Below are 19,293 nucleotides of genomic sequence, written 5' to 3'. Positions count from 1 at the left end.
TGGGGCTGCCCCGGACCTCACGGTCCGGGGCAGCCCCATGCGCGTACGCGTCACTCCGTGGCGGCGCCGCTCTGTACCGACAGCAGGTCCTCGAGCTGCTCCTCCCGATGCGGGGCCGCGACGAACAGCAGCTCGTCACCGGCCTCCAGGGCGTCGTCCTTGGACGGCGTGAGCACCCGGTGGCCCCGGATGATGGTGACCAGGGAGGTGTCCTGCGGCCACTCCACGTCACCGACCCGGGTGCCGACCAGGGCAGCCTCCGGCGGCAGAGTCAGCTCGACGAGGTTCGCGTCGCCCTGGCTGAAGCGCATCAGCCGTACGAGATCGCCGACGCTGACGGCCTCCTCGACCAGTGCCGACATCAGACGCGGGGTCGACACGGCGACGTCCACGCCCCAGGCCTCGTTGAACAGCCACTCGTTCTTGGGATTGTTGACCCGGGCGACGACCCGGGGCACCCCGTACTCGGTCTTGGCGAGCAGCGAGACGACCAGGTTGACCTTGTCGTCGCCGGTGGCGGCGATGACGACGTTGCAGCGCTGCAACGCGGCCTCGTCCAGCGAGGTGATCTCGCAGGCGTCGGCCAGCAGCCACTCGGCCTGCGGAACCCGCTCCACGGAGATGGAGCTGGGGTTCTTGTCGATCAGCAGGACCTCGTGGCCGTTCTCCAGGAGCTCGCCCGCGATCGAGCGACCCACCGCGCCGGCTCCGGCGATGGCGACCCTCATCAGTGACCTTCCTCGGGGCCCTTGGCGAATGCCGCCTCGACCTGCTCGACCTCGTTTGTGCGCATCATCACGTGGACGAGGTCGCCTTCCTGGAGCACCGTCTGGGAGGTCGGCAGCATCGCCTCACCCAGCCGCGTGAGGAACGCCACACGCACTCCGGTCTCCTCCTGCAACTTGCTGACCTTGTGGCCCACCCAAGCGGGGGAGATGTGCACCTCCGCGAGCTGCACCCCGCCACTCGGGTCACGCCACAGCGGCTCGGCCCCGGACGGCAGCAGCCGGCGGAGCATCTGGTCCGCGGTCCACCGCACGGTGGCCACGGTGGGGATGCCGAGACGCTGGTAGACCTCGGCCCGGCGGGGGTCGTAGATACGGGCGGCGACGTTCTCGATGCCGAACATCTCGCGGGCCACCCGGGCCGCGATGATGTTGGAGTTGTCGCCGCTGCTGACGGCCGCGAAGGCTCCCGCCTCCTCGATTCCGGCCTCGCGCAGTGTGTCCTGGTCGAACCCGATGCCGGTCACGCGGCGCCCGCTGAAACCCGAGCCCAGGCGGCGGAAAGCCGTCGGGTCCTGGTCGATCACGGCCACCGTATGACCTTGCTGTTCGAGGGAGTGCGCGAGCGTGGAACCCACTCGCCCGCATCCCATGATGACGACGTGCACGACCGTCCTTCCGGCTGTCAACTGATTTGCTGAGCTCTTTACAGAGTCTCAGACCAGGGCCAAAGCTACACACGGAGGTAGTGCGCGGGGGAGTCCCCGGTAGATGCCGGTCTTGGCGACGGCTTACCATCCTCAGCGTGTCCAAACTGACCGACTTGCCGAAACGGATCCTGATCGGCCGGGCCCTGCGCAGCGACAAGCTGGGGGAAACGCTCCTCCCCAAGCGTCTCGCGCTTCCCGTGTTCGCCTCCGACCCGCTGTCCTCTGTCGCGTACGCACCGGGTGAGGTCCTGCTGGTCCTGTCCATCGCCGGTGTGTCGGCCTATCACTTCAGCCCGTGGATCGCGGTCGCCGTCGTCGTACTGATGTTCACGGTGGTGGCCTCGTACCGGCAGAACGTGCACGCCTATCCCTCGGGGGGCGGTGACTACGAGGTCGCCACCACCAACCTGGGCCCCCGTGCCGGACTCACGGTCGCCAGCGCGCTGCTCGTGGACTACGTCCTCACCGTCGCCGTGTCCGTCGCCTCGGGCGTGGAGAACCTCGGCTCGGCCGTGCCGTTCTTCGTCCAGCACAAGGTGCTGGGCGCGGTCGGGATGATCATCGTACTGATGCTGATGAATCTGCGCGGTGTGCGGGAATCGGGCTCCATCTTCGCCGTCCCGACGTACGCCTTCGTCTTCGGCGTCTTCTGCATGATCGCCTGGGGCATCTACCGGATCGCCACCGGCGACCAGATGCACGCCCCGACCTCCGGCTACACCATCCATGCCGAGCACACCGGCCTGACCGGCTTCGCGCTGGTCTTCCTGCTGCTGCGGGCCTTCTCCTCCGGCTGTGCGGCGCTCACCGGCGTCGAGGCGATCAGCAACGGCGTGCCGGCCTTCCGCAAGCCGAAGTCAAAGAACGCCGCCACGACGCTGGCCCTGATGGGCATCCTCGCGGTCACGATGTTCTGCGGCATCATCGCCCTGGCCATCAACACGGGCGTCAGGATGGCCGAGAACCCGGCCACCGACCTGCTGCTGAACGGCAAGCCGGTCGGCTCGTCGTTCACCCAGGACCCGGTGATCGCCCAGGTCGCCGCCGCCGTCTTCGGCAACGGCTCCATCCCCTTCGTCTTCCTGGCCGCCGTCACCGCGCTGGTGCTGTTCCTGGCCGCCAACACCGCGTACAACGGCTTCCCGGTGCTCGGCTCGATTCTCGCCCAGGACCGCTACCTCCCGCGCCAGCTGCACACCCGGGGCGACCGGCTGGCCTTCAGCAACGGCATCGTCCTGCTGGCCGGCTTCGCCGCCGTCCTGGTCTACCTCTACGGCGCCGACTCGACCCGGCTGATCCAGCTCTACATCGTCGGCGTCTTCGTCTCGTTCACCCTCAGCCAGACCGGCATGGTCCGCCACTGGAACCGGCACCTGCGTGACGAGACCGACCCGGCCAAGCGCCGTCGCATGATCCGCTCCCGTGCGATCAACACCTTCGGCGCCTTCTTCACCGGCCTGGTGCTGGTCATCGTGCTGCTGACCAAGTTCACCCACGGCGCCTGGGTCGCGGTGCTCGGCATGGTCGCCTTCTACGCCCTGATGACCGCCATCCGCCGCCACTACGACCGCGTCGCCGGCGAGCTGGCCGCCGCCGACGAGCCGGGCGAGGACACCGTCCTGCCGTCCCGGGTGCACTCCATCGTGCTCGTCTCCAAGGTGCACAAGCCGACGCTGCGCGCCCTGTCGTACGCCAAGCTCATACGGTCCGACACCCTGGAAGCGCTGAGCATCAACGTCGACCCCGCCGACACCAAGGCCCTCCAGGCGGAGTGGCAGCGGCGCGGCATCGACGTCCCGCTGAAGGTGCTGGACTCGCCCTACCGCGAGATCACCCGGCCGATAGTCGAGTACGTCAAGAGCCTGCGCCGGGCCAGCCCGCGCGACGTGGTCTCGATCTTCATCCCGGAATACGTCGTCGGCCACTGGTACGAGCACCTGCTGCACAACCAGAGCGCCCTGCGGCTCAAGGGCCGGCTGCTCTTCACCCCCGGCGTCATGGTCACCTCGGTGCCGTGGCAGCTGGAGTCCTCCGAGCGCGCGAAGCTGCGGCAGCGCCGGGGCGCCGAATGGAACGCCCCCGGCTCGGTCCGGCGCGGCGAGGTCGGACGGCCGTCCTCGCGCAACCGGGAGCCCAGCGGCAAGCAGTGACCGGGGGTGCCACGGCGGGACGTAGACTGGTGCGCTGTCGTCCCGCCGCTCACCCCCATGCTTGGAGCCCCTTCCCTCATGCAGCACCGTACGAAGGACCAGGCCGGCGTACTCGTCGGCGAGCGCTACGAGGTCGAGGTCGGCCCGGTGGCGCACGGCGGTCACTGCATCGCGCGGCATGAGGGTCAGGTGCTCTTCGTACGGCACGCGCTGCCCGGCGAGCGGGTGATCGCCGAGGTCACCGAGGGTGGCCCCGACTCCAACTTCCTGCGTGCCGACGCGGTGGAGATCCTTGAGGCCTCCCCGGACCGGGTCCCCGCGCCGTGCCCCTTTTCCGGCCCCGGCAAGTGCGGCGGCTGCGACTGGCAGCACGCCGCGCCCGGCGCCCAGCGGCGGCTCAAGGTCGCCGTCATCACCGAGCAGCTCCAGCGGCTGGCCGGGCTCACCCCCGAGGACGCCGGCTGGGACGGCACCGTCGAGCCCGCGCCGGGCGACAAGGTCGCCAAGGGCGAGGTCCCGGCCTGGCGCACACGCGTCCAGTACGCGGTCGACCCCGAGGGACACGCCGGACTGCGCCGCCACCGCTCCCACGAGGTCGAGCGCATCGACCACTGCCTCATCGCGGCGCCGGGCGTCTCGGAACTCGGCGTCGAGTCACGCGAGTGGCCCGGCATCGCCACCGTCGAGGCCATCTCGGCCACCGGCTCCTCCGACCGCCAGGTCATCCTCACCCCTCGCCCCGGTGGCCGGCTGCCCATCGTCGAGCTCGACCGGCCGGTGTCCGTACTCCGCGTCGACGAGCAGGGCGGCGTGCACCGCGTCCACGGCCGCGGCTTCGTCCGCGAACGCGCCGTCGACCACACCTGGCGCGTCGGCTCCGGCGGCTTCTGGCAGGTCCACCCCCAGGCCCCCGACCTCCTCGTCGAGGCCGTCATGCAGGGCCTCATGCCCCGCAAGGGCGAGACCGCCCTCGACCTCTACTGCGGCGTCGGCCTCTTCGCCGGCGCCCTGGCCGAACGCGTCGGCGACACCGGCGCCGTCCTCGGCATCGAGTCCGGCAAGCGCGCGGTCGAGGACGCCCGGCACAACCTCGGCGGCCACGACCGCGTCCGCATCGAGCACGGCAAGGTCGAATCCGTCCTCCCCCGCACCGGCATCACCGAGGCCGACCTCATCGTCCTCGACCCCCCGCGCACCGGCGCCGGCAAATCCACCGTCCAGCACCTCGCCTCCCTCGGCCCCCGCCGCATCGCCTACGTCGCCTGCGACCCCGCCGCCCTCGCCCGCGACCTCGCCTACTTCGCCGCCGCCGGCTACCGCCCCCTGCGACTGCGCGCCTTCGACCTCTTCCCGATGACGCACCACGTGGAGTGCGTGGCGGTGCTTGAGCCGGTGGCCAAGGGAGCCTGACCGGCGGTTTCTTGAGGCGGACGGGGCCCCACGTGTTTTCGGTCTTCGAGCAGGTGGAAGTGTCGGTCTTCGTCCAGCCTACGGATAGGCGGGCTGACCTGCTGTCTTCGTCTGGTGTGACGAGTGTTGCCGGTGTTGTTTGGGCCTCCTGACGCTCGCGTGACGCTCGGTCTGATGGTTCATCAGGATGTTTCTGGTCGTCAGGGGCCCGAGTCAGGTGTGGACATGGGACGCAATCAGGCTCAAGAGGCCGGACTGCGGCGCGTACTACGACCTGTTCGCGACCTTCGACATCTGCTCCCACGAGGCCGTGCACTGGCAGATGGTGCCCGCGAGACTACCGAGGGCGCCAAGACGTCCATACTCGCGGGCGAACTTCGAGACCTGCGCAGCCTTGCCCGGTCTTCCCCGGCCGCTTCGGCTCAGCCGCCGACGCCCGCGCCTTCTGCCGGCGCTTGGCGCCAACAACGGCCGTGGTGTTCTGCCGGGTGGGCCCTGACGCGGCGTCTGTCGCGTCAGCGGTCGTGGTGCGTCTTCGGCCCGGTTACCGGCACGACGGTGAGGAGGTCTTCCAGGCCTTTGAAGTCGTCAGGGTTGGTGGTGAAGAGCGGCAGTTCCTCCGCGATTGCGATTGCCGCGATCATCAGGTCGGCCACTCGGCGCCGGGGCTTGCGTCCGGCGCCGATCACGGCTGCGCAGACTCTGCCGTAGATACGGGCCGCTTCCGCGTCGAACGGGATGGGGTCGAATTCATTCTCAGCGCGTTGGAGGACGTCCAGCCGCCGCGCGCGCTCGGCGTACTCGTCGTAGTCGTCCTGCTCGTCGTTCCTGCGTACCTCGTGGGGTCCTGCGGACAGTTCGCCCAGGGTGACAGCGCTGATCGCCATTTCGGCAGGGAGTTCGTCAGGGTCCACCCACTTGCGCAGGATCATGATGTTGGTGTCGAGCAGCCCCTGCTGGTGGTCAACGGTCATAGGGGTCACTCATCCCCTGATCGGCCGTGGAGTCCTGATCGGCGCGGAAGGCGCCGATGGAGATGTCCGGAGCGCTCCGCGACATTGCCGCGAACTCTCCCCGTGGCACGAACCGCCTGCGTCGCCGCAGTGGGATCAGCTCGCCGATCCGATGCCCGTCGCGGGTGACCGTGAACGCCTGTCCGTTCTGGACGGCGTCCATGATCTCTTTCGACCTGTTGCGCAGGTCGCGCTGGGTGATCTCGGGTTGCGCTGTCATAGCGGCAACGGTACGCCAACAGCGCCATGCGGTGCTACTGGGTAGCACCGCATGGGGCGTGGGCAGGCACACTGCTCGGGGAGCCGGTCAGGGGCCTTCCGCCCGGGCCGGTCACGCTGAACGATGTGCGGTCACTCCTGCTGTCCCGCCCCAGCCGGAGGTCCTGGACGCGGCATGGAGGGCTCTGGCCGGACGGGTGCGCCAGGAGACCGACCGGGAGACGTGGTTGGTGGCGGCGATCGGAGTGATGCTGCCGGGATTGCGGGGAATCAGCCAGCGGCAGGGGTAGGGATCATGGATGGACCGCGAGGACCTGGACTCCGAGGCGGTGGTAGGGCTCCTGGCGGAACTGAGCAGAGCCGATCCCGCTGTGGGCGGGCTGGCGCAGCGACTGTGGTGGGCGGCATTCCGGGGCGCGCACAGTGCCCGCAAGCGGAGCGCGCTCGCCGTACGGCAGCTCGCGCCGGATGTCGGGGAGAGGGCTCACACGTCGGCGGAGGCGTCCGGGCACCCGGATCTGGCGCTGGCCCGGTTGTGCCGGGAGGGGATCATCAGCGCGGCGGAGGGGGATCTGATCGGCCGGACGCGGCTGGAGGGTGAGCCGCTGGCTGTGGCGGCACGGCGGCTCGGGATCAGTTATGAGGCGTGCGCGAAACGCCGTGGCCGGGCGGAGCGGCGGGTCCTTGAACACCTGACCGAGAGGGCGGCTGAGCCGGGGGCGGTCGTGCGGTGCCTCCCCTCCGGGCGTACCGGCGGGGTGTTCACCGACGCCGGCCTGCTTGCGGAGTGAGGGGCGGTAGACCCATGCCATGGGCAGGTGAGCGGACTCCGCTGGATTCGGTCGAAGCGGTTTTCAGGGAGATGGAGGCCCGGTCGGGGCCGTTCGCGCTCGATGTCGAGGGGATCGGCGTCCGATTTGGTGATCACTCCGGGAAGCAGGCGTCGCTGAGGGAACTCCGAGCCGAGATCCTGCAGCGGGGAACACCGTACGCGGTCAGGGAGGAGGGCTGGATGGAGCTGGTGTTCCGGGTGCAGGGCGAGGGCGGGGACTGGCCGCTGGCGGCGGTCTGGATGATGGCGCCGGGCCTGCGACGGGCTGCCGCCCGGGTGGTTCGTACGGGCAGGGTGCCGTACCCCGACATGGAGGCCGAGGTCATCGAGGGCTTTCTGACGAAGCTGCCGGCCATGACATCGATGCGGGTGCGGTTGCGTCGCGTCTGTGGTGGGCCGGGTACGGCAACGGCTTGCGTGCGAGGGCGGCGTATACGGGCGGGATGCGGACCACGCCGCTGATCGAGCAGTGGGAGCTGCATGCCCGGGGTTCGGCGTTCGCCACCGGCCACCCGGACTTCGTGCTGGAGCGGGCGGTGAGGGCGGGTGCGGTCACCGCTGACGAGGCGGAGCTGATCGGGTGGCCGCGTATGGAGGACGAGGGGCTGGCCGACGCCGCCCGTCGGCTCGGCATCGGGTACACCGCATGCCGCGTGCGGCGCGCCGTCGCCGAGGAGCGGCTTGCCCGCTATCTCCTGGTCCCGGGGGCCGAGCCCGGACCGGGCCGCCCTCATCTGCCCTCGATCGGGGATCTGGTAGACCTCGCGGATCTGACAGACCTGGCTGAGGCGGCCTGACATGACTGTCAAGGCGACGATGCGACGGACGGTCTGCGAATGTGTGCGCTGCCGGCCCTGGTGGATCTGCGTATGGCCGCCGCGGTCCTGCGCATGGACACGGACAGTCGCCTGATGGGCTTTCTCGATCACTACCGGGGCGAGCGATGGGCGCCGCCGCTGCACGGCTGCCGGTCCGATGTGGAAGTCATCCTTGCCATCCGCGCGATGGTCACTGACGGCATGGGCGGCGAGGCAGAGGACATCCTGCCCTGCGACGCTCGTGTGCCCGACGTCCTCGGCGCGGTGGCGGTGGCGGGTTACAAGGACGGAGAGCTGCGGCCGGCAATCTTTGTCAGGGCCGACCTGCCGACCGATCTGCGGGCTGATCTCTGGGGGTTCGGCGCCGCGCTGGCCACCGCGATGGTCCATGGCTCTGTGGAGCCGTACGGCCAGGGGATGTTGTTCGTCGGCCGTGAGCGGCGTCCTGTCACCGGGCGTGGACTCGGGCTGGTGGGCGCACTGATCGTCCAACGGTTCGGCGGGCGGCCCGGCGATAGGAGGCGCCATGACGGAGAAGACGGAGACGAGTACGGACCAGGAGACGCCTCCCTGCCCGTCCTGGTGCGTCGAGGACTGCAGCCAGGACAACGGCATGGGGGCGCATGGAAGCCTCAAGCTCCACCTGTACGAACCCCGGCCGCTGAACAAGGGTTCCGAGCCGATGCTCAGCGTGCGCGTCGAGGAGGAGGCGGTGTTGGACGAGCTGTTGTCCGACTTGTTCCGTCCGCGTGAATGAGTCCTGATGGCGAGCATGGCGGGCCTTGACCAGAACAGGATGCCCAACAGGCTCTGATGGGAATGCGGGTCCACCAGCGGTGTCAGCGATACCCGGACGCGGTGACCTGCCCGAAGATTTGCGGACGAGAAGGTCGTCGTGGGCCGGCACGGCTTCGCCTTGCCGCCCCAAGGCCGCGCTGTCCCGGAATCCCGGAACGGCGCACTTGAGCCACCTGTCGGGGTGACCGTGGACGCGCTCGCGAGGCCGCTTGAGAACTGGCCACCGTGACGCTCTTTTGACACTCACGGGTCAGCGACGATGATCGCCAGATCGGGGAAGCGGCTATGACCTGCTGCTTCTCCGTGCGACCACAGGGCGCACCACTTCCCGATGACGCACCACGTGGAGTGCGTTGCGGTGCTGGAGCCTGCGGCAAAGGGCGCCTGACTGCTCAGCTGTCGTAGTCGACGGTCAGCGTCTCGGAGGCCGGGAAGGTCTGACAGGTGAGGACGTAACCGGCGTCGACCTCGGCGGGCTCCAGTGCGTAGTTGCGGCGCATGTCCGCCGTGCCCTCGGTGACCAGGGCGCGGCAGGTGCCGCAGACGCCGCCCTTGCAGGCGAAGGGCAGGTCGGGGCGGGTCTTCTGGGCACCGTCGAGGACGGCGAGGTCGCGGGGCAGGGCGGACGTGGTGGAACGGCCGTCGAGGGTGATGGTGACCTGGCTGACGGGGCCGTCGTAGGCGGTGTCGATTTGACGGACGGGTCGTACGGGGCCGTCGTCGGCGAAGAACAGCTCCTGGTGGACGCGTTCGGCAGGGACGCCGAGTGTGGCGAGGACCTGTTGGGCGTCGCGGACCATGCCGTGCGGGCCGCACAGCCACCAGTGGCCGGCGGCGTCCACGTCGACGAGGGCGTCGATGAGCGCGGCGAGCCGGGTGGCGTCGAGGCGGCCGGACAGCACCTCGGCCTCGCGGGGCTCACGGGAGAGGACGTGGCCGAGCTGGAAGCGCGTCGGGTAGAGGTCCTTGAGGTCGGCGAGTTCGTCGGCGAACATCACGGTGTCGGTGCGACGGTTGCCGTAGAAGAGGGTGACGCGCGAGCGGTCGTCGGCGGCGAGGACGGATTCCGCGATGGACAGCATCGGGGTGATCCCGGAGCCCGCGGCGATCAGGACGTGATGGCCGGGCTGCGACAGGTCGGGTGTGAAGGCACCGGTCGGTGCCATCACCTCGACGGTGTCCCCGGGGCGCACGTCGTGCACCAGCCAGGAGGAGAACAGCCCGCCGGGGACGACCCGTACGCCGATGCGGGGCCGCGACCCCACGGGGGAGCAGATGGAGTACGAGCGCCGCTCGTCGCGTCCCCCGACCTCGCGGCGCAGGGTGAGCGACTGGCCGGGCCGGTACGCGAACTCCTCGGTGAGGTGATCGGGTATGTCGAAGCTGATGGCGGCGGCGTCCTCGCACAACGACTGGACCGCGGCGACCCGCAGCGCGTGGAAGGCCGGGCGGCGGCGTGCCTGACGGGTGGGTGCCGGGGCGGTCATCAGATCTCCTTGACGTACTCGAACGGCTCGCGGCAGGCGCGGCAGCGCCACAGGGCTTTGCAGGAGGTGGCGGCGAAGCGCGAGGTCTCCTCGGTGCCCGCCGACCCGCAGCGGGGGCAGGCCACCGAACGGCGGGTGGCGGACAGCCGGGTGGAGGACAGCTCCAGCGGCACGGGCCCCGAAGCGTGCCGGGGCGCGGCGCCGGGCGGGGCGATGCCGTGCTCGGTGAGCTTGCGGCGGCCGGCGGGGGTGATCCAGTCGGTGGTCCACGGAGGGTCGAGCACGGTCCGGATCTCCACCCGGGCGAACCCGGCGTCCCGCAGCCGCGCGGCGACCTCGGCGCGCATCTCGGCCATGGCGGGGCAGCCGGAGTAGGTGGGCGTCAGGCTCGCGACGACGGTGCCGTCCGCGCCGAGCTCGACATCGCGCAGTACGCCGAGGTCGGCGAGGGTGAGCATGGGCATCTCGGGGTCGGGCACCTGCTCGGCGATGTGCCGGGCCCGCCGTTCGTCGGTAAGCGTGACGGTCACCATGTCGCCTCCGGATCGGCGCGGGCGACGCTCTGGAGCTCGGCCAGCAGCGGGGCCAGGTGTTCGGTGTGGTCGCCGTCGCGGCCGTGCCCGGGCACCGGCGCCGCCTCGGGCAGGACGAGCCCGGCAGCGTCGGTGACCTGGTGGAGCACCGCCAGCACTTCGTCCCGCACATCGGCCGACCCGGCGAAGAGCTCGTCCACGTACGGCGCGAGGTCGGCCAGGGCGTCGTGCATCCGGCGGTGTGACTCCTCGGTGCCGTCGCCCAGCCGCACCGCCCAGTCGGCGGCGTACTGGCGGTGATACGTCAGCTCCTTGACACCCTTGGCGGCGACGGCGGCCAGCACCGGGTCCGGCGTGGTGGAGGCGAGTCGCTCGAAGAGCGCCAGCCGCCAGCAGGACAGCACCAGCAGCCGCGTGATGGACAACGCGAAGTCGCCGTTGGGCAGTTCGGCCAGCTGTACATTGCGGAAGTCGTCCGCGTCGCGGAAGTAGGCGTACGCGTCCTCGCCGCGCCCGGTGCCGTCCACCTGCCCGGCCCGCGCGTACAGCAGGCGGGCCTGGCCGAGCAGATCGAGCCCGATGTTGGCCAGCGCCACCTCCTCCTCCAGCTCTGGGGCGGCCGTGCACCACTGGGCCAGCCGCTGCGCGCTGACGAGCGCGTCGTCACCGAGCGCCAGGCAGTACGCGGCCAGCTCCCGGCCATCGATCCCGTCCGGCACGGCCTGGTCGACGCCGTGCAGCGGATCCTCGAAGCCGGTGCCGAACGCCCAGTGGGCGCCGGTGTCGTCGTGTCCCTCGGCCAGGGACAGGTAGACGTGGTCGTCACTCATGCCCTGCTCCTTATATGTGCGGGACGTCGTCGGGGATGTCGTAGAAGGTGGGGTGCCGGTAGACCTTGTCGGCGCTGGGGGCGAAGAACGGGTCCTTCTCGTCGCGCGTCGAGGCGGCGATGTGCTCCGAGCGCACCACCCAGATGGACACGCCCTCGTTGCGCCGGGTGTACAGGTCGCGGGCGTGGGTGAGGGCCATGCGGTCGTCGGCGGCATGCAGCGAGCCGACGTGGACGTGGTTCAGGCCGCGCTTGCCGCGTACGAACACCTCGTACAAAGGCCACTCCTGCGTCATGCCGCCGCTCCTTCCCGTGCCTGTGCTGTCTGTGCGCGGACGGCCTGCTTGGCCGCGTGGGCGGTCGCCGCCTCCCGTACCCAGGCGCCCTCCTCGTGGGCGGCCCGGCGCCGGGCGATCCGCTCGGCGTTGCACGGCCCGTCGCCGCTGATCACGCGCTGCAGCTCGGACCAGTCGGGGGTGCCGAAGTCGTGGTGGCCGCGCTCGGCGTTCCAACGCAGCTCGGGGTCGGGCAGGGTGACGCCGAGCTTCTCGGCCTGAGGGATCGTCATGTCGACGAAGCGCTGGCGCAGCTCGTCGTTGCTGTGCCGTTTGATCTTCCAGGCCATCGACTGCGCGGAGTTGGGGGAGTCGTCGTCGGGCGGGCCGAACATCATCAGCGACGGCCACCACCACCGGTCGACGGCGTCCTGGACCATCGCCCGCTGGGCGGGCGTGCCGCGCATCATCGTCAGCAGCAGCTCGTACCCCTGCCGCTGGTGGAAGGACTCCTCCTTGCACACCCGCACCATCGCCCGCGCGTACGGCCCGTACGAGCAGCGGCACAACGGCACCTGGTTGCAGATCGCCGCACCGTCCACGAACCAGCCGATCACGCCGACGTCGGCGAACGTCGGCGTCGGGTAATTGAAGATCGACGAGTACTTCTGCCGGCCGCTGATCAGCTGCTCGGTCAGCTCCGCACGGTCCGCGCCCAGGGTCTCGGCGGCCGAGTACAGATACAGCCCGTGCCCTGCCTCGTCCTGAACCTTCGCGAAGAGGATCGCCTTGCGGCGCAGGGAGGGCGCGCGGGTGATCCAGTCACCCTCCGGCTGCATCCCGATGATCTCCGAGTGGGCGTGCTGCGCGATCTGCCGGATCAGGGTCCTGCGGTAGCCGTCGGGCATCCAGTCACGCGGCTCGATCCGCTGGTCCTTGCCGATCGTGGCGTTGAAGTGTTCCTCAAGCCGTGGTCCGTCGCAGCCGGCGGCTGACGCTTCTGTGTCTGCGGTGGTCATTGATATACCAACTCCCCTACCGACCGTTCGTTCGGTTCTTAGTCTGCTGGATTTTCCCCGGCTGGGCAAGCCCTTCCGCTGCTCACGGCCACGTGTAGAACCCCTGTCCCGTCTTGCGGCCCAGCTCACCGCGGGCGACCTTGTCGCGCAGCAGCCGGGGCGGTGCGAAACGCTCACCGAGAGTGGCGTGCAGGTATTCGGCGATGGCCAGGCGCACGTCGAGTCCGACCAGGTCGGTCAGGCGCAGCGGTCCCATGGGGTGCTTGTAGCCGAGGCTCATGGCGTCGTCGATCGCCTCCGGCTCGGCGACGCCCTCCTCGACCATGCGGATCGCCTCCAGGCCGAGTGCCACTCCGAGCCGGCTGCTGGCGAAGCCGGGGGAGTCCTTGACGACGACGTCCTTCTTGCCGAGGGCGTGGGTCCAGTCCAGGACGTCCCGGACGACTTCGGCCTCGGTGTCCGGCGCGACGACGATCTCGACCAGTTCGGAGGCGGGCACCGGGTTGAAGAAGTGCATGCCCAGGAAGCGGCCGGGCCGGGTGAGCGCGGAAGCGAGTTCGGTGACCGACAGGGAGCTGGTGTTGGTGGCCAGCACGGTCGTCGTACTCACCGACTGCTCGGCCGCGGCGAGGAGGCGGGCCTTGAGTGCGGCGTCCTCGGGGACGGCCTCGATGACCAGGTCGGCCGAAGCGGGCAGCCCCGCCACCGAGTCCGCCAGGGCGACCCGGGCGAGCACCTGCTCGGCGGGCTCGGTGAGTTTGCCCCGCTCGGCGGCCCGCTTGAGACCGGTGGCGACACGGTCCAGTGCGGCGGCCGCCGCTTGCTCGCCGCTCTCCACGAGGGTCACGGATGATCCGGCGGCCGCGAAGGACTGCGCGATGCCGGCGCCCATGCGGCCGCCGCCGATGACGCCCACGACGGCGGGTGCGGACGGGGGTGTGGTGGTCATGCCCGGCTCCTCTTCGCCAAGAAGCGTGTCATCCGGTCCTTCTTGTCCTGGCCCTCGAAGAGCACGGCCTGCGCGAGGTCGTCGGCCACCGGGTGGGCCCCCGGGGAGTCGACCACCAGCTTGGTCAGACGCAGGGCGGTGGCCGATGACCGGGCCATGCGGTCGAGCAGTGCGTGCGCCTCGTCCAGTAGCTTGTCCGCCGGTACGACGTCGATGACCAGCCCCGTGGCCAGTGCCGATGGTGCGTCGAGGTTCCGTCCGGCGAGCAGCACCTGCTTGGCGACCGACTCGCCGACCAGTTCGGGCAGCCGCCAGCAGGCACCGGCCGCGGCGAGGATGCCGAGCCCCGGCTCCGGGTTGCCGAAGACGGCGTCCGGTCCGGCGATGCGGATGTCGCAGGCGTACGACAGCTCCGCACCGCCGCCGAGCGCCCAGCCGTCCACGGCGGCGACGGTGGGCATCGGCAGCCTGCGCACGCGCTCGAACAGTCGGCTGTTGATGCCTTGCAGGGCCTCGTCCCGCCCGCGCCGCAGCAGCTCCGCGATGTCGGCGCCGCCCGCGAACACGCCGCCGTGGCCGGTGAGCAGCAGCAGCTTCGGGTCCTGCTCCAGCAGGTCGCAGACGGCGTGCAGTTCGCGGATCATCAGTCCGCTGATGGCGTTGCGGGCCTCGGGGCGGTGCAGGGTGACGACGACCCGGTCGTCGCGCTCCTCGACCAGGAGCGTCTCGTAGGCCGTGCTCATATGCGTTCCACGAGCATCGCGACGCCCTGGCCGACGCCCACGCACAGCGTGGCCAGGCCCCGGCGGGCGTCCTCGCGCTCCAGCCGGCCGAGCAGGGTGAGCAGGATGCGGGCGCCGGAGCAGCCCAGCGGGTGCCCCAGTGCGATGGCGCCGCCGTCGGCGTTGACCTTCTTCTCGTCGAGCTTGAGGCGGCGGATGACCGCGAGCGCCTGGGCGGCGAAGGCTTCGTTCAGCTCGACCGCGTCCAGGTCGCCGGTCTGCCATCCGGCGCGGGCTAGGGCCTTCTCGGTGGCGGGTACCGGGCCGAGGCCCATGAGGTGGGGCTGCACCCCGGCCGAGGCCGAGGTGACGATCCGGGCCCTGGGGGTGAGCCCGTACCGCTCGACGGCCGCCGCGCTCGCCACCACCAGGGCGGCGGCGCCGTCGGACAGCGGCGAGGCGGAGCCGGCGGTGACGATGCCGTCGCTGCGGAAGATGGTGCGCAGGGAGCCGAGCTTCTCCGGCGTGGTGCCGGGGCGCGGGCCCTCGTCGCGGGTCACCTCGCCGTCGCGGACGGGTACCGGCACGATCTCCTTGTCGAAGCGGCCCGCCTGCTGGGCGGCGACGGCCCGCTGGTGGCTGCGCAGCGCGAAGGCGTCGGACTCGGCGCGGGTGATGCCGTCGAGCGCGGCGACCTCCTCGGCCGTCTCGCCCATCGACAGGGTGTCCTTGGCGGCGAAGCGCGGATTGGTGAAGCGCCAGCCCAGCGAGGTGTCGTGCACCTCGCCCGGCTTGGCCCAGGGAGTGCCGGGCTTGGCCATCACCCACGGGGCGCGGGTCATCGACTCGACGCCACCCGCGACGACGAGGTCGGCCTCTCCGGCACGTATCGACTGGGCGGCCGACGCCACGGCGGTCAGTCCCGAGGCGCAGAGCCGGTTGACGGTGTAGCCGGGCACGGTGTGCGGCAGCCCGGCCAGCAGCACGGCCATCCGGGCCACATCCCGGTTGTCCTCCCCGGCCTGGTTGGCGGCGCCGAGGATCACCTCGTCCACCGCCTCACCGGGAATCCCGGCCCGGCGGACCGCCTCGCCGACCACCAGGGCCGCGAGGTCGTCGGGGCGCACGGAGGCCAGGGCGCCGCCGTAGCGGCCCTGCGGAGTGCGGGCGCCGTCGATCAGATAGACCGCGTCAGGCATCGGTGCCCTCCTTGACCACGACGGGCCGGCGCGACTGCAGCGTCGCGAAGCGGCCGGTGACGAACGCGGGGTCGGAAAGGGTGGCGCTGGCGGCCGGGTTGGCTGCGCTGCCGTGGAAGTCGCTGAAGGCGGCCGACTGGTTGACGAAGACGCCGCCGGTGAGGTTCTCCGACAGATGCACCCCCACGTCCAGGGCCGCCAATTCGGTGGCGTCCAGCACCTCTTCGCTGGTGGAGTGGACGGCGGCCGTCAGGGCGCCGTGCGCGCGTACCGTCTCGCGGAAGATCCGCAGGCTGTGCTCGGAGTCGGTGCCGATGACGAACGAGACCGGCCCGAACCACTCACGGGTGTACGTCTCCCGGTCGGCCTCGGCGTCCAGCCGGGCCACCAGCGGCGTACGGATGGACGCCTTCGGGTGCTCGGGGTGCTCGACGACTGCCGACGGACGCACCGTACGGCCGAGCGCGGAGGCCTGCTCCAGGCGCTCGCGTACGCCGTCGTTGACGATCGCGCCGAGGGTGCCAGCGGCGCGGGCCGGGTCGCCGAGCAGCTTGTCCAGTGCGGCGCCGAGGTCGGCGGCGAACTCGTCAGCGCTACGTACGCCCTGGTCGGTGGCGATGCCGTCGCGCGGGATGAGGAGGTTCTGCGGGGTGGTGCACATCTGGCCGCTGTAGAGGGCCAGTGAGAAGGCCAGGTTGCCCAGCAGGCCGCGGTAGTCGTCGGTGGAGTCCAGGACGACGGTGTTGAGGCCGGCCTTCTCCGTGTACACGACGGCCTGCCGGGCGCTGGTCTCCAGCCAGTCGCCGAACTCCGTCGAGCCGGTGAAGTCGATGATCCGGACCTCGGGGTGCAGCGCGAGGACACCGCCGCTCCGGTCCCCGGGCTCCTCGGCGGCGAGGATCACCACATCCGGGTCGAAGCCCGCCTTGGCCAGCACCTCGCGGGCGATCCGCACGGTGATGGCGAGCGGCAGGACGGCGCCCGGGTGCGGCTTGACCACGACCGGGTTGCCGGTGACCAGGCTGGCGAACAGGCCCGGGTAGCTGTTCCAGGTCGGGAAGGTGTTGCAGGCGATCAGCAGCGCCACACCGCGTCCGACGGGGGTGAACTTCTTGTCCAGCACCAGCGGGCCGCCCTTGCGCTGCGGCTTGCTCCAGCGGGCCGCGCCCGGGTGCCGCTTCTGCTCCGCCCAGGCGTACGCGACCGCTTCCAGGCCGCGGTCCTGGGCGTGCGGGCCGCCCGCCTGGAACGCCATGACGAAGGCCTGGCCGGTGGTGTGCTGCACGGCGTGCGCGATCTCGAAGCTCGCGGCGTTCAACCGGGCCAGGATCTCGGCGGCGATTCCGGCGCGGGCGTCGGGGCCGGCGTCGCGCCAGGGGCCGGTGGCTGCCGTGGCGGCGGCCACCGCCTCGTCCGGCGTGACGCGGGGGTAGGTGATGCCGAGGGCGAGGCCGTACGGAGAGGTCTCGGAGGCCGACACATGCCCCTCGCCGGGGTGACCCGCCAGTTCGAAATGCCCGCCGACCTGGTCCCGGAAGGCGGCTTCCCCGGCTTTCGGCGCCTGCTCGCCGTACACCGACGTGCTGGGCGATTCCGGATACGGCGTCCAGTGGTCCCGGGCCGCAGTCGCGGCGACCGCCTGTTCCAGCAGCGCGCGGTGACGGGCGAAGAAGTCGGGTCGCTCGGGGCTGTTCTGGGGCATACGTTCCACCTCTTGACAGGCAGTGGTGATGCTGGATTACTTGGCCGTGCCGCAAGCTAACCGAATGTTCGGTCGGTACACAAGGTGGTAGAAATCATGACGCAGGCCACTGACACGGCTCCCGGTCCGATTTCCGGCCCGACGGAGACGATGTTCGCCGCGGACGAGGCGTCGAGGAGTCTCGGCATCGAGCTGCTGGAGCACGGCGAAGGGACCGCCGTGCTCCGGATGACCGTGACCCCCGCGATGGTCAACGGGCACGGGATCGCTCACGGCGGCTATCTGTTCCTGTTCGCCGACACCGCCTTCGCCTGCGCCTGCAACAGCCACGGTCCGGTGACCGTCGCGGCCGGAGCCGACATCGACTTCGTCACTCCGGCGCACGAGGGCGACGTACTGGTGGCGACCGCGCGGGAGCGCGCCCGCTTCGGCCGCAGCGGCATCTATGACGTGAGCATCCTGCGCGGCGACGAGGTGATCGCGGAGTTCCGCGGGCGCAGCCGCAGTATCAGAAGCACGAAGACGAAGGAGGCTCCATGAGCAGCGAACTGACGGCCCCTGCGGTCCCAGGAGCCCGCCTGGGGGAGCCGCTCCCCGATGAGCTGCTGGACGACGGTGAGCGGATGACGCGCGAGGAGCTGAGAGTTCATCAGCTCGGGTTGCTCCAGAGCACCTTGCGGCACGCCTACGACCATGTCGAGCTGTACCGCAAGAAGTTCGACGAGGCCGGGGTCAAGCCCGACGACTGCCGCGCCCTGGAGGACCTGGCCCGCTTCCCCTTCACCACCAAGGCCGATCTCCGGGAGACCTACCCCTTCGGTATGTTCGCCGTCCCCATGGCCGACGTCCGCCGGATCCACGCCTCCAGCGGCACCACCGGCCGCCCCACCGTCGTCGGCTACACCGAGAACGACCTGTCGATGTGGGCCGACGTGGTCGCCCGCTCCATCCGCGCCGCAGGTGGCCGGCCCGGCCACAAGATACATATCTCCTACGGATACGGGCTGTTCACCGGCGGCCTGGGCGCGCACTACGGGGCCGAGCGCGCGGGTTGCACCGTCATTCCCGCCTCCGGCGGCATGACGGCCCGGCAGGTGCAGATCATCCAGGACTTCCGGCCCGAGATCATCATGGTCACCCCGTCCTACATGCTCACCCTCCTCGACGAGTTCGAGCGGCAGGGCATCGACCCGCGTACCACCTCCCTCCAGGTGGGCATCTTCGGCGCCGAACCGTGGACGGAGGAGATGCGCCGCGAGATCGAGGAGCGCCTGGACATCCACGCCGTCGACATCTACGGCCTGTCGGAGGTGATCGGCCCCGGCGTGGCCCAGGAGTGCGTGGAGACCAAGGACGGTCTGCACGTCTGGGAGGACCACTTCTACCCCGAGGTCGTGGACCCGATCACGGACCAGGTGATGGCCGAAGGCGAGAGCGGTGAACTGCTCTTCACCTCCCTCACCAAGGAGGCGCTGCCGATCATCCGCTACCGCACCCGCGATCTGACCCGGCTGCTGCCCGGCACCGCCCGCCCGGCCTTCCGGCGCATGGAGAAGATCACCGGCCGCTGCGACGACATGATCATCCTGCGCGGGGTGAACGTCTTCCCCAGCCAGATCGAGGAGATTCTGCTGCGTACCCCCGCAGTCGCTCCGCACTTCCAGATCCAGTTGAGCCGGCGCGGCCGCATGGACCACATGACCGTCCGCGCCGAGGCCCGCCCCGGCGCCGGCCCCGAGCAGCGCGAGGCCGCCACCGCGGCTGTCGCCAAGGGAGTCAAGGACGGGGTGGGCGTGACCGTCGAAGTGACGATCGTCGACCCCGGCACCCTGGAGCGCTCGGTCGGCAAGATCCGCCGGGTCGAGGATCTGCGGCAGCAGTGATCGCCGTCCTTGCCACCATG

At 70.6% G+C, this 19,293-nt stretch carries 21 protein-coding genes; 7 read left to right on the top strand and 14 right to left on the bottom strand.

What is annotated here, in order from left to right; translation table 11 throughout:
• Nucleotides 1-50: 50 nt before the first annotated feature.
• Both ACFXJ5_RS18110 and ACFXJ5_RS18105 read right to left on the bottom strand, forming a co-directional pair.
• Nucleotides 51-728, bottom strand: a complete 678-nt coding sequence (locus ACFXJ5_RS18110) for a potassium channel family protein (protein ID WP_384631483.1) — start codon at nucleotides 726-728, stop codon at nucleotides 51-53.
• The gene (locus ACFXJ5_RS18105; protein ID WP_384631481.1) at nucleotides 728-1,393 is read right to left on the bottom strand and encodes a potassium channel family protein; all 666 of its coding nucleotides are present in this window, start codon (nucleotides 1,391-1,393) and stop codon (nucleotides 728-730) included. The genes ACFXJ5_RS18110 and ACFXJ5_RS18105 overlap by 1 nt, the downstream gene beginning before the upstream one ends.
• A gap of 137 nt (nucleotides 1,394-1,530) precedes the next feature.
• Between ACFXJ5_RS18105 and ACFXJ5_RS18100 the strand changes: the two genes are divergently transcribed.
• Both ACFXJ5_RS18100 and ACFXJ5_RS18095 read left to right on the top strand, forming a co-directional pair.
• Complete coding sequence (locus ACFXJ5_RS18100; protein WP_384631479.1) at nucleotides 1,531-3,585, top strand: APC family permease; 2,055 nt, start codon at nucleotides 1,531-1,533, stop codon at nucleotides 3,583-3,585.
• A 78-nt stretch (nucleotides 3,586-3,663) separates the two neighbouring features.
• Complete coding sequence (locus tag ACFXJ5_RS18095; protein ID WP_384631477.1) at nucleotides 3,664-4,995, top strand: class I SAM-dependent RNA methyltransferase; 1,332 nt, start codon at nucleotides 3,664-3,666, stop codon at nucleotides 4,993-4,995.
• A 515-nt stretch (nucleotides 4,996-5,510) separates the two neighbouring features.
• On the opposite strand, the gene ACFXJ5_RS18090 is transcribed toward ACFXJ5_RS18095, so the two are convergent.
• Nucleotides 5,511-5,969, bottom strand: coding sequence for a type II toxin-antitoxin system VapC family toxin (locus tag ACFXJ5_RS18090; protein ID WP_384631475.1), 459 nt, complete (start codon nucleotides 5,967-5,969; stop codon nucleotides 5,511-5,513).
• Entirely contained in the window at nucleotides 5,959-6,228 is a 270-nt protein-coding gene (locus tag ACFXJ5_RS18085; protein WP_384631474.1) for a type II toxin-antitoxin system Phd/YefM family antitoxin, read from the bottom strand. Before ACFXJ5_RS18085 ends, ACFXJ5_RS18090 begins: the two co-directional genes overlap by 11 nt.
• Nucleotides 6,229-6,526: 298 nt before the next feature.
• Here ACFXJ5_RS18085 and ACFXJ5_RS18080 point away from each other — a divergent pair, with 298 nt between their 5' ends.
• Entirely contained in the window at nucleotides 6,527-7,018 is a 492-nt protein-coding gene (locus tag ACFXJ5_RS18080) for a hypothetical protein (RefSeq protein ID WP_384631472.1), read from the top strand.
• A 133-nt stretch (nucleotides 7,019-7,151) separates the two neighbouring features.
• Here the strand turns inward: ACFXJ5_RS18080 and ACFXJ5_RS18075 are convergent, their stop codons facing one another.
• Complete coding sequence (locus ACFXJ5_RS18075) at nucleotides 7,152-7,385, bottom strand: hypothetical protein (protein WP_384631470.1); 234 nt, start codon at nucleotides 7,383-7,385, stop codon at nucleotides 7,152-7,154.
• Between the two features lie 117 nt (nucleotides 7,386-7,502).
• Here ACFXJ5_RS18075 and ACFXJ5_RS18070 point away from each other — a divergent pair, with 117 nt between their 5' ends.
• Nucleotides 7,503-7,856 carry a hypothetical protein gene (locus ACFXJ5_RS18070; RefSeq protein ID WP_384631468.1) on the top strand — a complete coding sequence of 118 codons (354 nt, stop codon included), beginning with the start codon at nucleotides 7,503-7,505 and terminating at the stop codon, nucleotides 7,854-7,856.
• 547 nt (nucleotides 7,857-8,403) lie between these two features.
• The gene (locus tag ACFXJ5_RS18065; protein WP_384631466.1) at nucleotides 8,404-8,634 is read left to right on the top strand and encodes a hypothetical protein; all 231 of its coding nucleotides are present in this window, start codon (nucleotides 8,404-8,406) and stop codon (nucleotides 8,632-8,634) included.
• A 433-nt stretch (nucleotides 8,635-9,067) separates the two neighbouring features.
• Here the strand turns inward: ACFXJ5_RS18065 and paaE are convergent, their stop codons facing one another.
• The 9 genes from paaE to paaN form a co-directional block, all read right to left on the bottom strand.
• The gene (paaE, locus tag ACFXJ5_RS18060) at nucleotides 9,068-10,162 is read right to left on the bottom strand and encodes a 1,2-phenylacetyl-CoA epoxidase subunit PaaE (protein ID WP_384631464.1); all 1,095 of its coding nucleotides are present in this window, start codon (nucleotides 10,160-10,162) and stop codon (nucleotides 9,068-9,070) included.
• Nucleotides 10,162-10,695, bottom strand: coding sequence for a 1,2-phenylacetyl-CoA epoxidase subunit PaaD (paaD, locus tag ACFXJ5_RS18055; RefSeq protein ID WP_384631462.1), 534 nt, complete (start codon nucleotides 10,693-10,695; stop codon nucleotides 10,162-10,164). The genes paaE and paaD overlap by 1 nt, the downstream gene beginning before the upstream one ends.
• Entirely contained in the window at nucleotides 10,689-11,525 is an 837-nt protein-coding gene (paaC, locus tag ACFXJ5_RS18050; RefSeq protein WP_384631460.1) for a 1,2-phenylacetyl-CoA epoxidase subunit PaaC, read from the bottom strand. The genes paaD and paaC overlap by 7 nt, the downstream gene beginning before the upstream one ends.
• A 10-nt stretch (nucleotides 11,526-11,535) precedes the next feature.
• The gene (paaB, locus tag ACFXJ5_RS18045) at nucleotides 11,536-11,820 is read right to left on the bottom strand and encodes a 1,2-phenylacetyl-CoA epoxidase subunit PaaB (protein WP_384631458.1); all 285 of its coding nucleotides are present in this window, start codon (nucleotides 11,818-11,820) and stop codon (nucleotides 11,536-11,538) included.
• Nucleotides 11,817-12,818, bottom strand: a complete 1,002-nt coding sequence (gene paaA, locus ACFXJ5_RS18040) for a 1,2-phenylacetyl-CoA epoxidase subunit PaaA (protein ID WP_384631456.1) — start codon at nucleotides 12,816-12,818, stop codon at nucleotides 11,817-11,819. The genes paaB and paaA overlap by 4 nt, the downstream gene beginning before the upstream one ends.
• A gap of 82 nt (nucleotides 12,819-12,900) precedes the next feature.
• Entirely contained in the window at nucleotides 12,901-13,767 is an 867-nt protein-coding gene (locus tag ACFXJ5_RS18035; protein WP_384631454.1) for a 3-hydroxyacyl-CoA dehydrogenase family protein, read from the bottom strand.
• Nucleotides 13,764-14,510 (bottom strand): enoyl-CoA hydratase/isomerase family protein, encoded by a 747-nt coding sequence (locus ACFXJ5_RS18030; RefSeq protein ID WP_384631452.1) that lies wholly within the window; start codon nucleotides 14,508-14,510, stop codon nucleotides 13,764-13,766. Before ACFXJ5_RS18030 ends, ACFXJ5_RS18035 begins: the two co-directional genes overlap by 4 nt.
• On the bottom strand, nucleotides 14,507-15,688 hold the full coding sequence (locus tag ACFXJ5_RS18025) for a thiolase family protein (RefSeq protein WP_384631450.1): 1,182 nt from the start codon (nucleotides 15,686-15,688) through the stop codon (nucleotides 14,507-14,509). The genes ACFXJ5_RS18030 and ACFXJ5_RS18025 overlap by 4 nt, the downstream gene beginning before the upstream one ends.
• Nucleotides 15,681-17,390, bottom strand: a complete 1,710-nt coding sequence (paaN, locus tag ACFXJ5_RS18020) for a phenylacetic acid degradation protein PaaN (RefSeq protein ID WP_384631449.1) — start codon at nucleotides 17,388-17,390, stop codon at nucleotides 15,681-15,683. The genes ACFXJ5_RS18025 and paaN overlap by 8 nt, the downstream gene beginning before the upstream one ends.
• Nucleotides 17,391-17,486: 96 nt before the next feature.
• Between paaN and paaI the strand changes: the two genes are divergently transcribed.
• Together paaI and paaK are read left to right on the top strand one after the other, a co-directional pair.
• Nucleotides 17,487-17,930: a hydroxyphenylacetyl-CoA thioesterase PaaI gene (gene paaI / locus ACFXJ5_RS18015; RefSeq protein WP_384631447.1), complete on the top strand. Its 444-nt coding sequence runs from the start codon at nucleotides 17,487-17,489 to the stop codon at nucleotides 17,928-17,930.
• Nucleotides 17,927-19,273, top strand: a complete 1,347-nt coding sequence (gene paaK / locus ACFXJ5_RS18010) for a phenylacetate--CoA ligase PaaK (RefSeq protein WP_384631446.1) — start codon at nucleotides 17,927-17,929, stop codon at nucleotides 19,271-19,273. The genes paaI and paaK overlap by 4 nt, the downstream gene beginning before the upstream one ends.
• Nucleotides 19,274-19,293 lie beyond the last annotated feature (20 nt).

Origin of the sequence: Streptomyces sp. NPDC059373 (assembly GCF_042751495.1) — a bacterium.
Lineage (GTDB): Bacteria > Actinomycetota > Actinomycetes > Streptomycetales > Streptomycetaceae > Actinacidiphila.
This window is presented reverse-complemented; position numbering and strand designations above follow the sequence as displayed.

Bases quoted from the DNA above. Each gene is read 5' to 3' on its own strand.
- ACFXJ5_RS18110 (WP_384631483.1), bottom strand. From the start codon at position 728: ATGAGGGTCGCCATCGCCGGAGCCGGCGCGGTGGGTCGCTCGATCGCG.
- ACFXJ5_RS18095 (WP_384631477.1), top strand. From the start codon at position 3,664: ATGCAGCACCGTACGAAGGACCAGGCCGGCGTACTCGTCGGCGAGCGC.
- ACFXJ5_RS18090 (WP_384631475.1), bottom strand. From the start codon at position 5,969: ATGACCGTTGACCACCAGCAGGGGCTGCTCGACACCAACATCATGATC.
- ACFXJ5_RS18085 (WP_384631474.1), bottom strand. From the start codon at position 6,228: ATGACAGCGCAACCCGAGATCACCCAGCGCGACCTGCGCAACAGGTCG.
- ACFXJ5_RS18080 (WP_384631472.1), top strand. From the start codon at position 6,527: ATGGACCGCGAGGACCTGGACTCCGAGGCGGTGGTAGGGCTCCTGGCG.
- ACFXJ5_RS18075 (WP_384631470.1), bottom strand. From the start codon at position 7,385: ATGACCTCGGCCTCCATGTCGGGGTACGGCACCCTGCCCGTACGAACC.
- ACFXJ5_RS18070 (WP_384631468.1), top strand. From the start codon at position 7,503: ATGCGGACCACGCCGCTGATCGAGCAGTGGGAGCTGCATGCCCGGGGT.
- ACFXJ5_RS18065 (WP_384631466.1), top strand. From the start codon at position 8,404: ATGACGGAGAAGACGGAGACGAGTACGGACCAGGAGACGCCTCCCTGC.
- paaE (WP_384631464.1), bottom strand. From the start codon at position 10,162: ATGACCGCCCCGGCACCCACCCGTCAGGCACGCCGCCGCCCGGCCTTC.
- paaD (WP_384631462.1), bottom strand. From the start codon at position 10,695: ATGGTGACCGTCACGCTTACCGACGAACGGCGGGCCCGGCACATCGCC.
- paaC (WP_384631460.1), bottom strand. From the start codon at position 11,525: ATGAGTGACGACCACGTCTACCTGTCCCTGGCCGAGGGACACGACGAC.
- paaB (WP_384631458.1), bottom strand. From the start codon at position 11,820: ATGACGCAGGAGTGGCCTTTGTACGAGGTGTTCGTACGCGGCAAGCGC.
- paaA (WP_384631456.1), bottom strand. From the start codon at position 12,818: ATGACCACCGCAGACACAGAAGCGTCAGCCGCCGGCTGCGACGGACCA.
- ACFXJ5_RS18035 (WP_384631454.1), bottom strand. From the start codon at position 13,767: ATGACCACCACACCCCCGTCCGCACCCGCCGTCGTGGGCGTCATCGGC.
- ACFXJ5_RS18030 (WP_384631452.1), bottom strand. From the start codon at position 14,510: ATGAGCACGGCCTACGAGACGCTCCTGGTCGAGGAGCGCGACGACCGG.
- ACFXJ5_RS18025 (WP_384631450.1), bottom strand. From the start codon at position 15,688: ATGCCTGACGCGGTCTATCTGATCGACGGCGCCCGCACTCCGCAGGGC.
- paaN (WP_384631449.1), bottom strand. From the start codon at position 17,390: ATGCCCCAGAACAGCCCCGAGCGACCCGACTTCTTCGCCCGTCACCGC.
- paaI (WP_384631447.1), top strand. From the start codon at position 17,487: ATGACGCAGGCCACTGACACGGCTCCCGGTCCGATTTCCGGCCCGACG.
- paaK (WP_384631446.1), top strand. From the start codon at position 17,927: ATGAGCAGCGAACTGACGGCCCCTGCGGTCCCAGGAGCCCGCCTGGGG.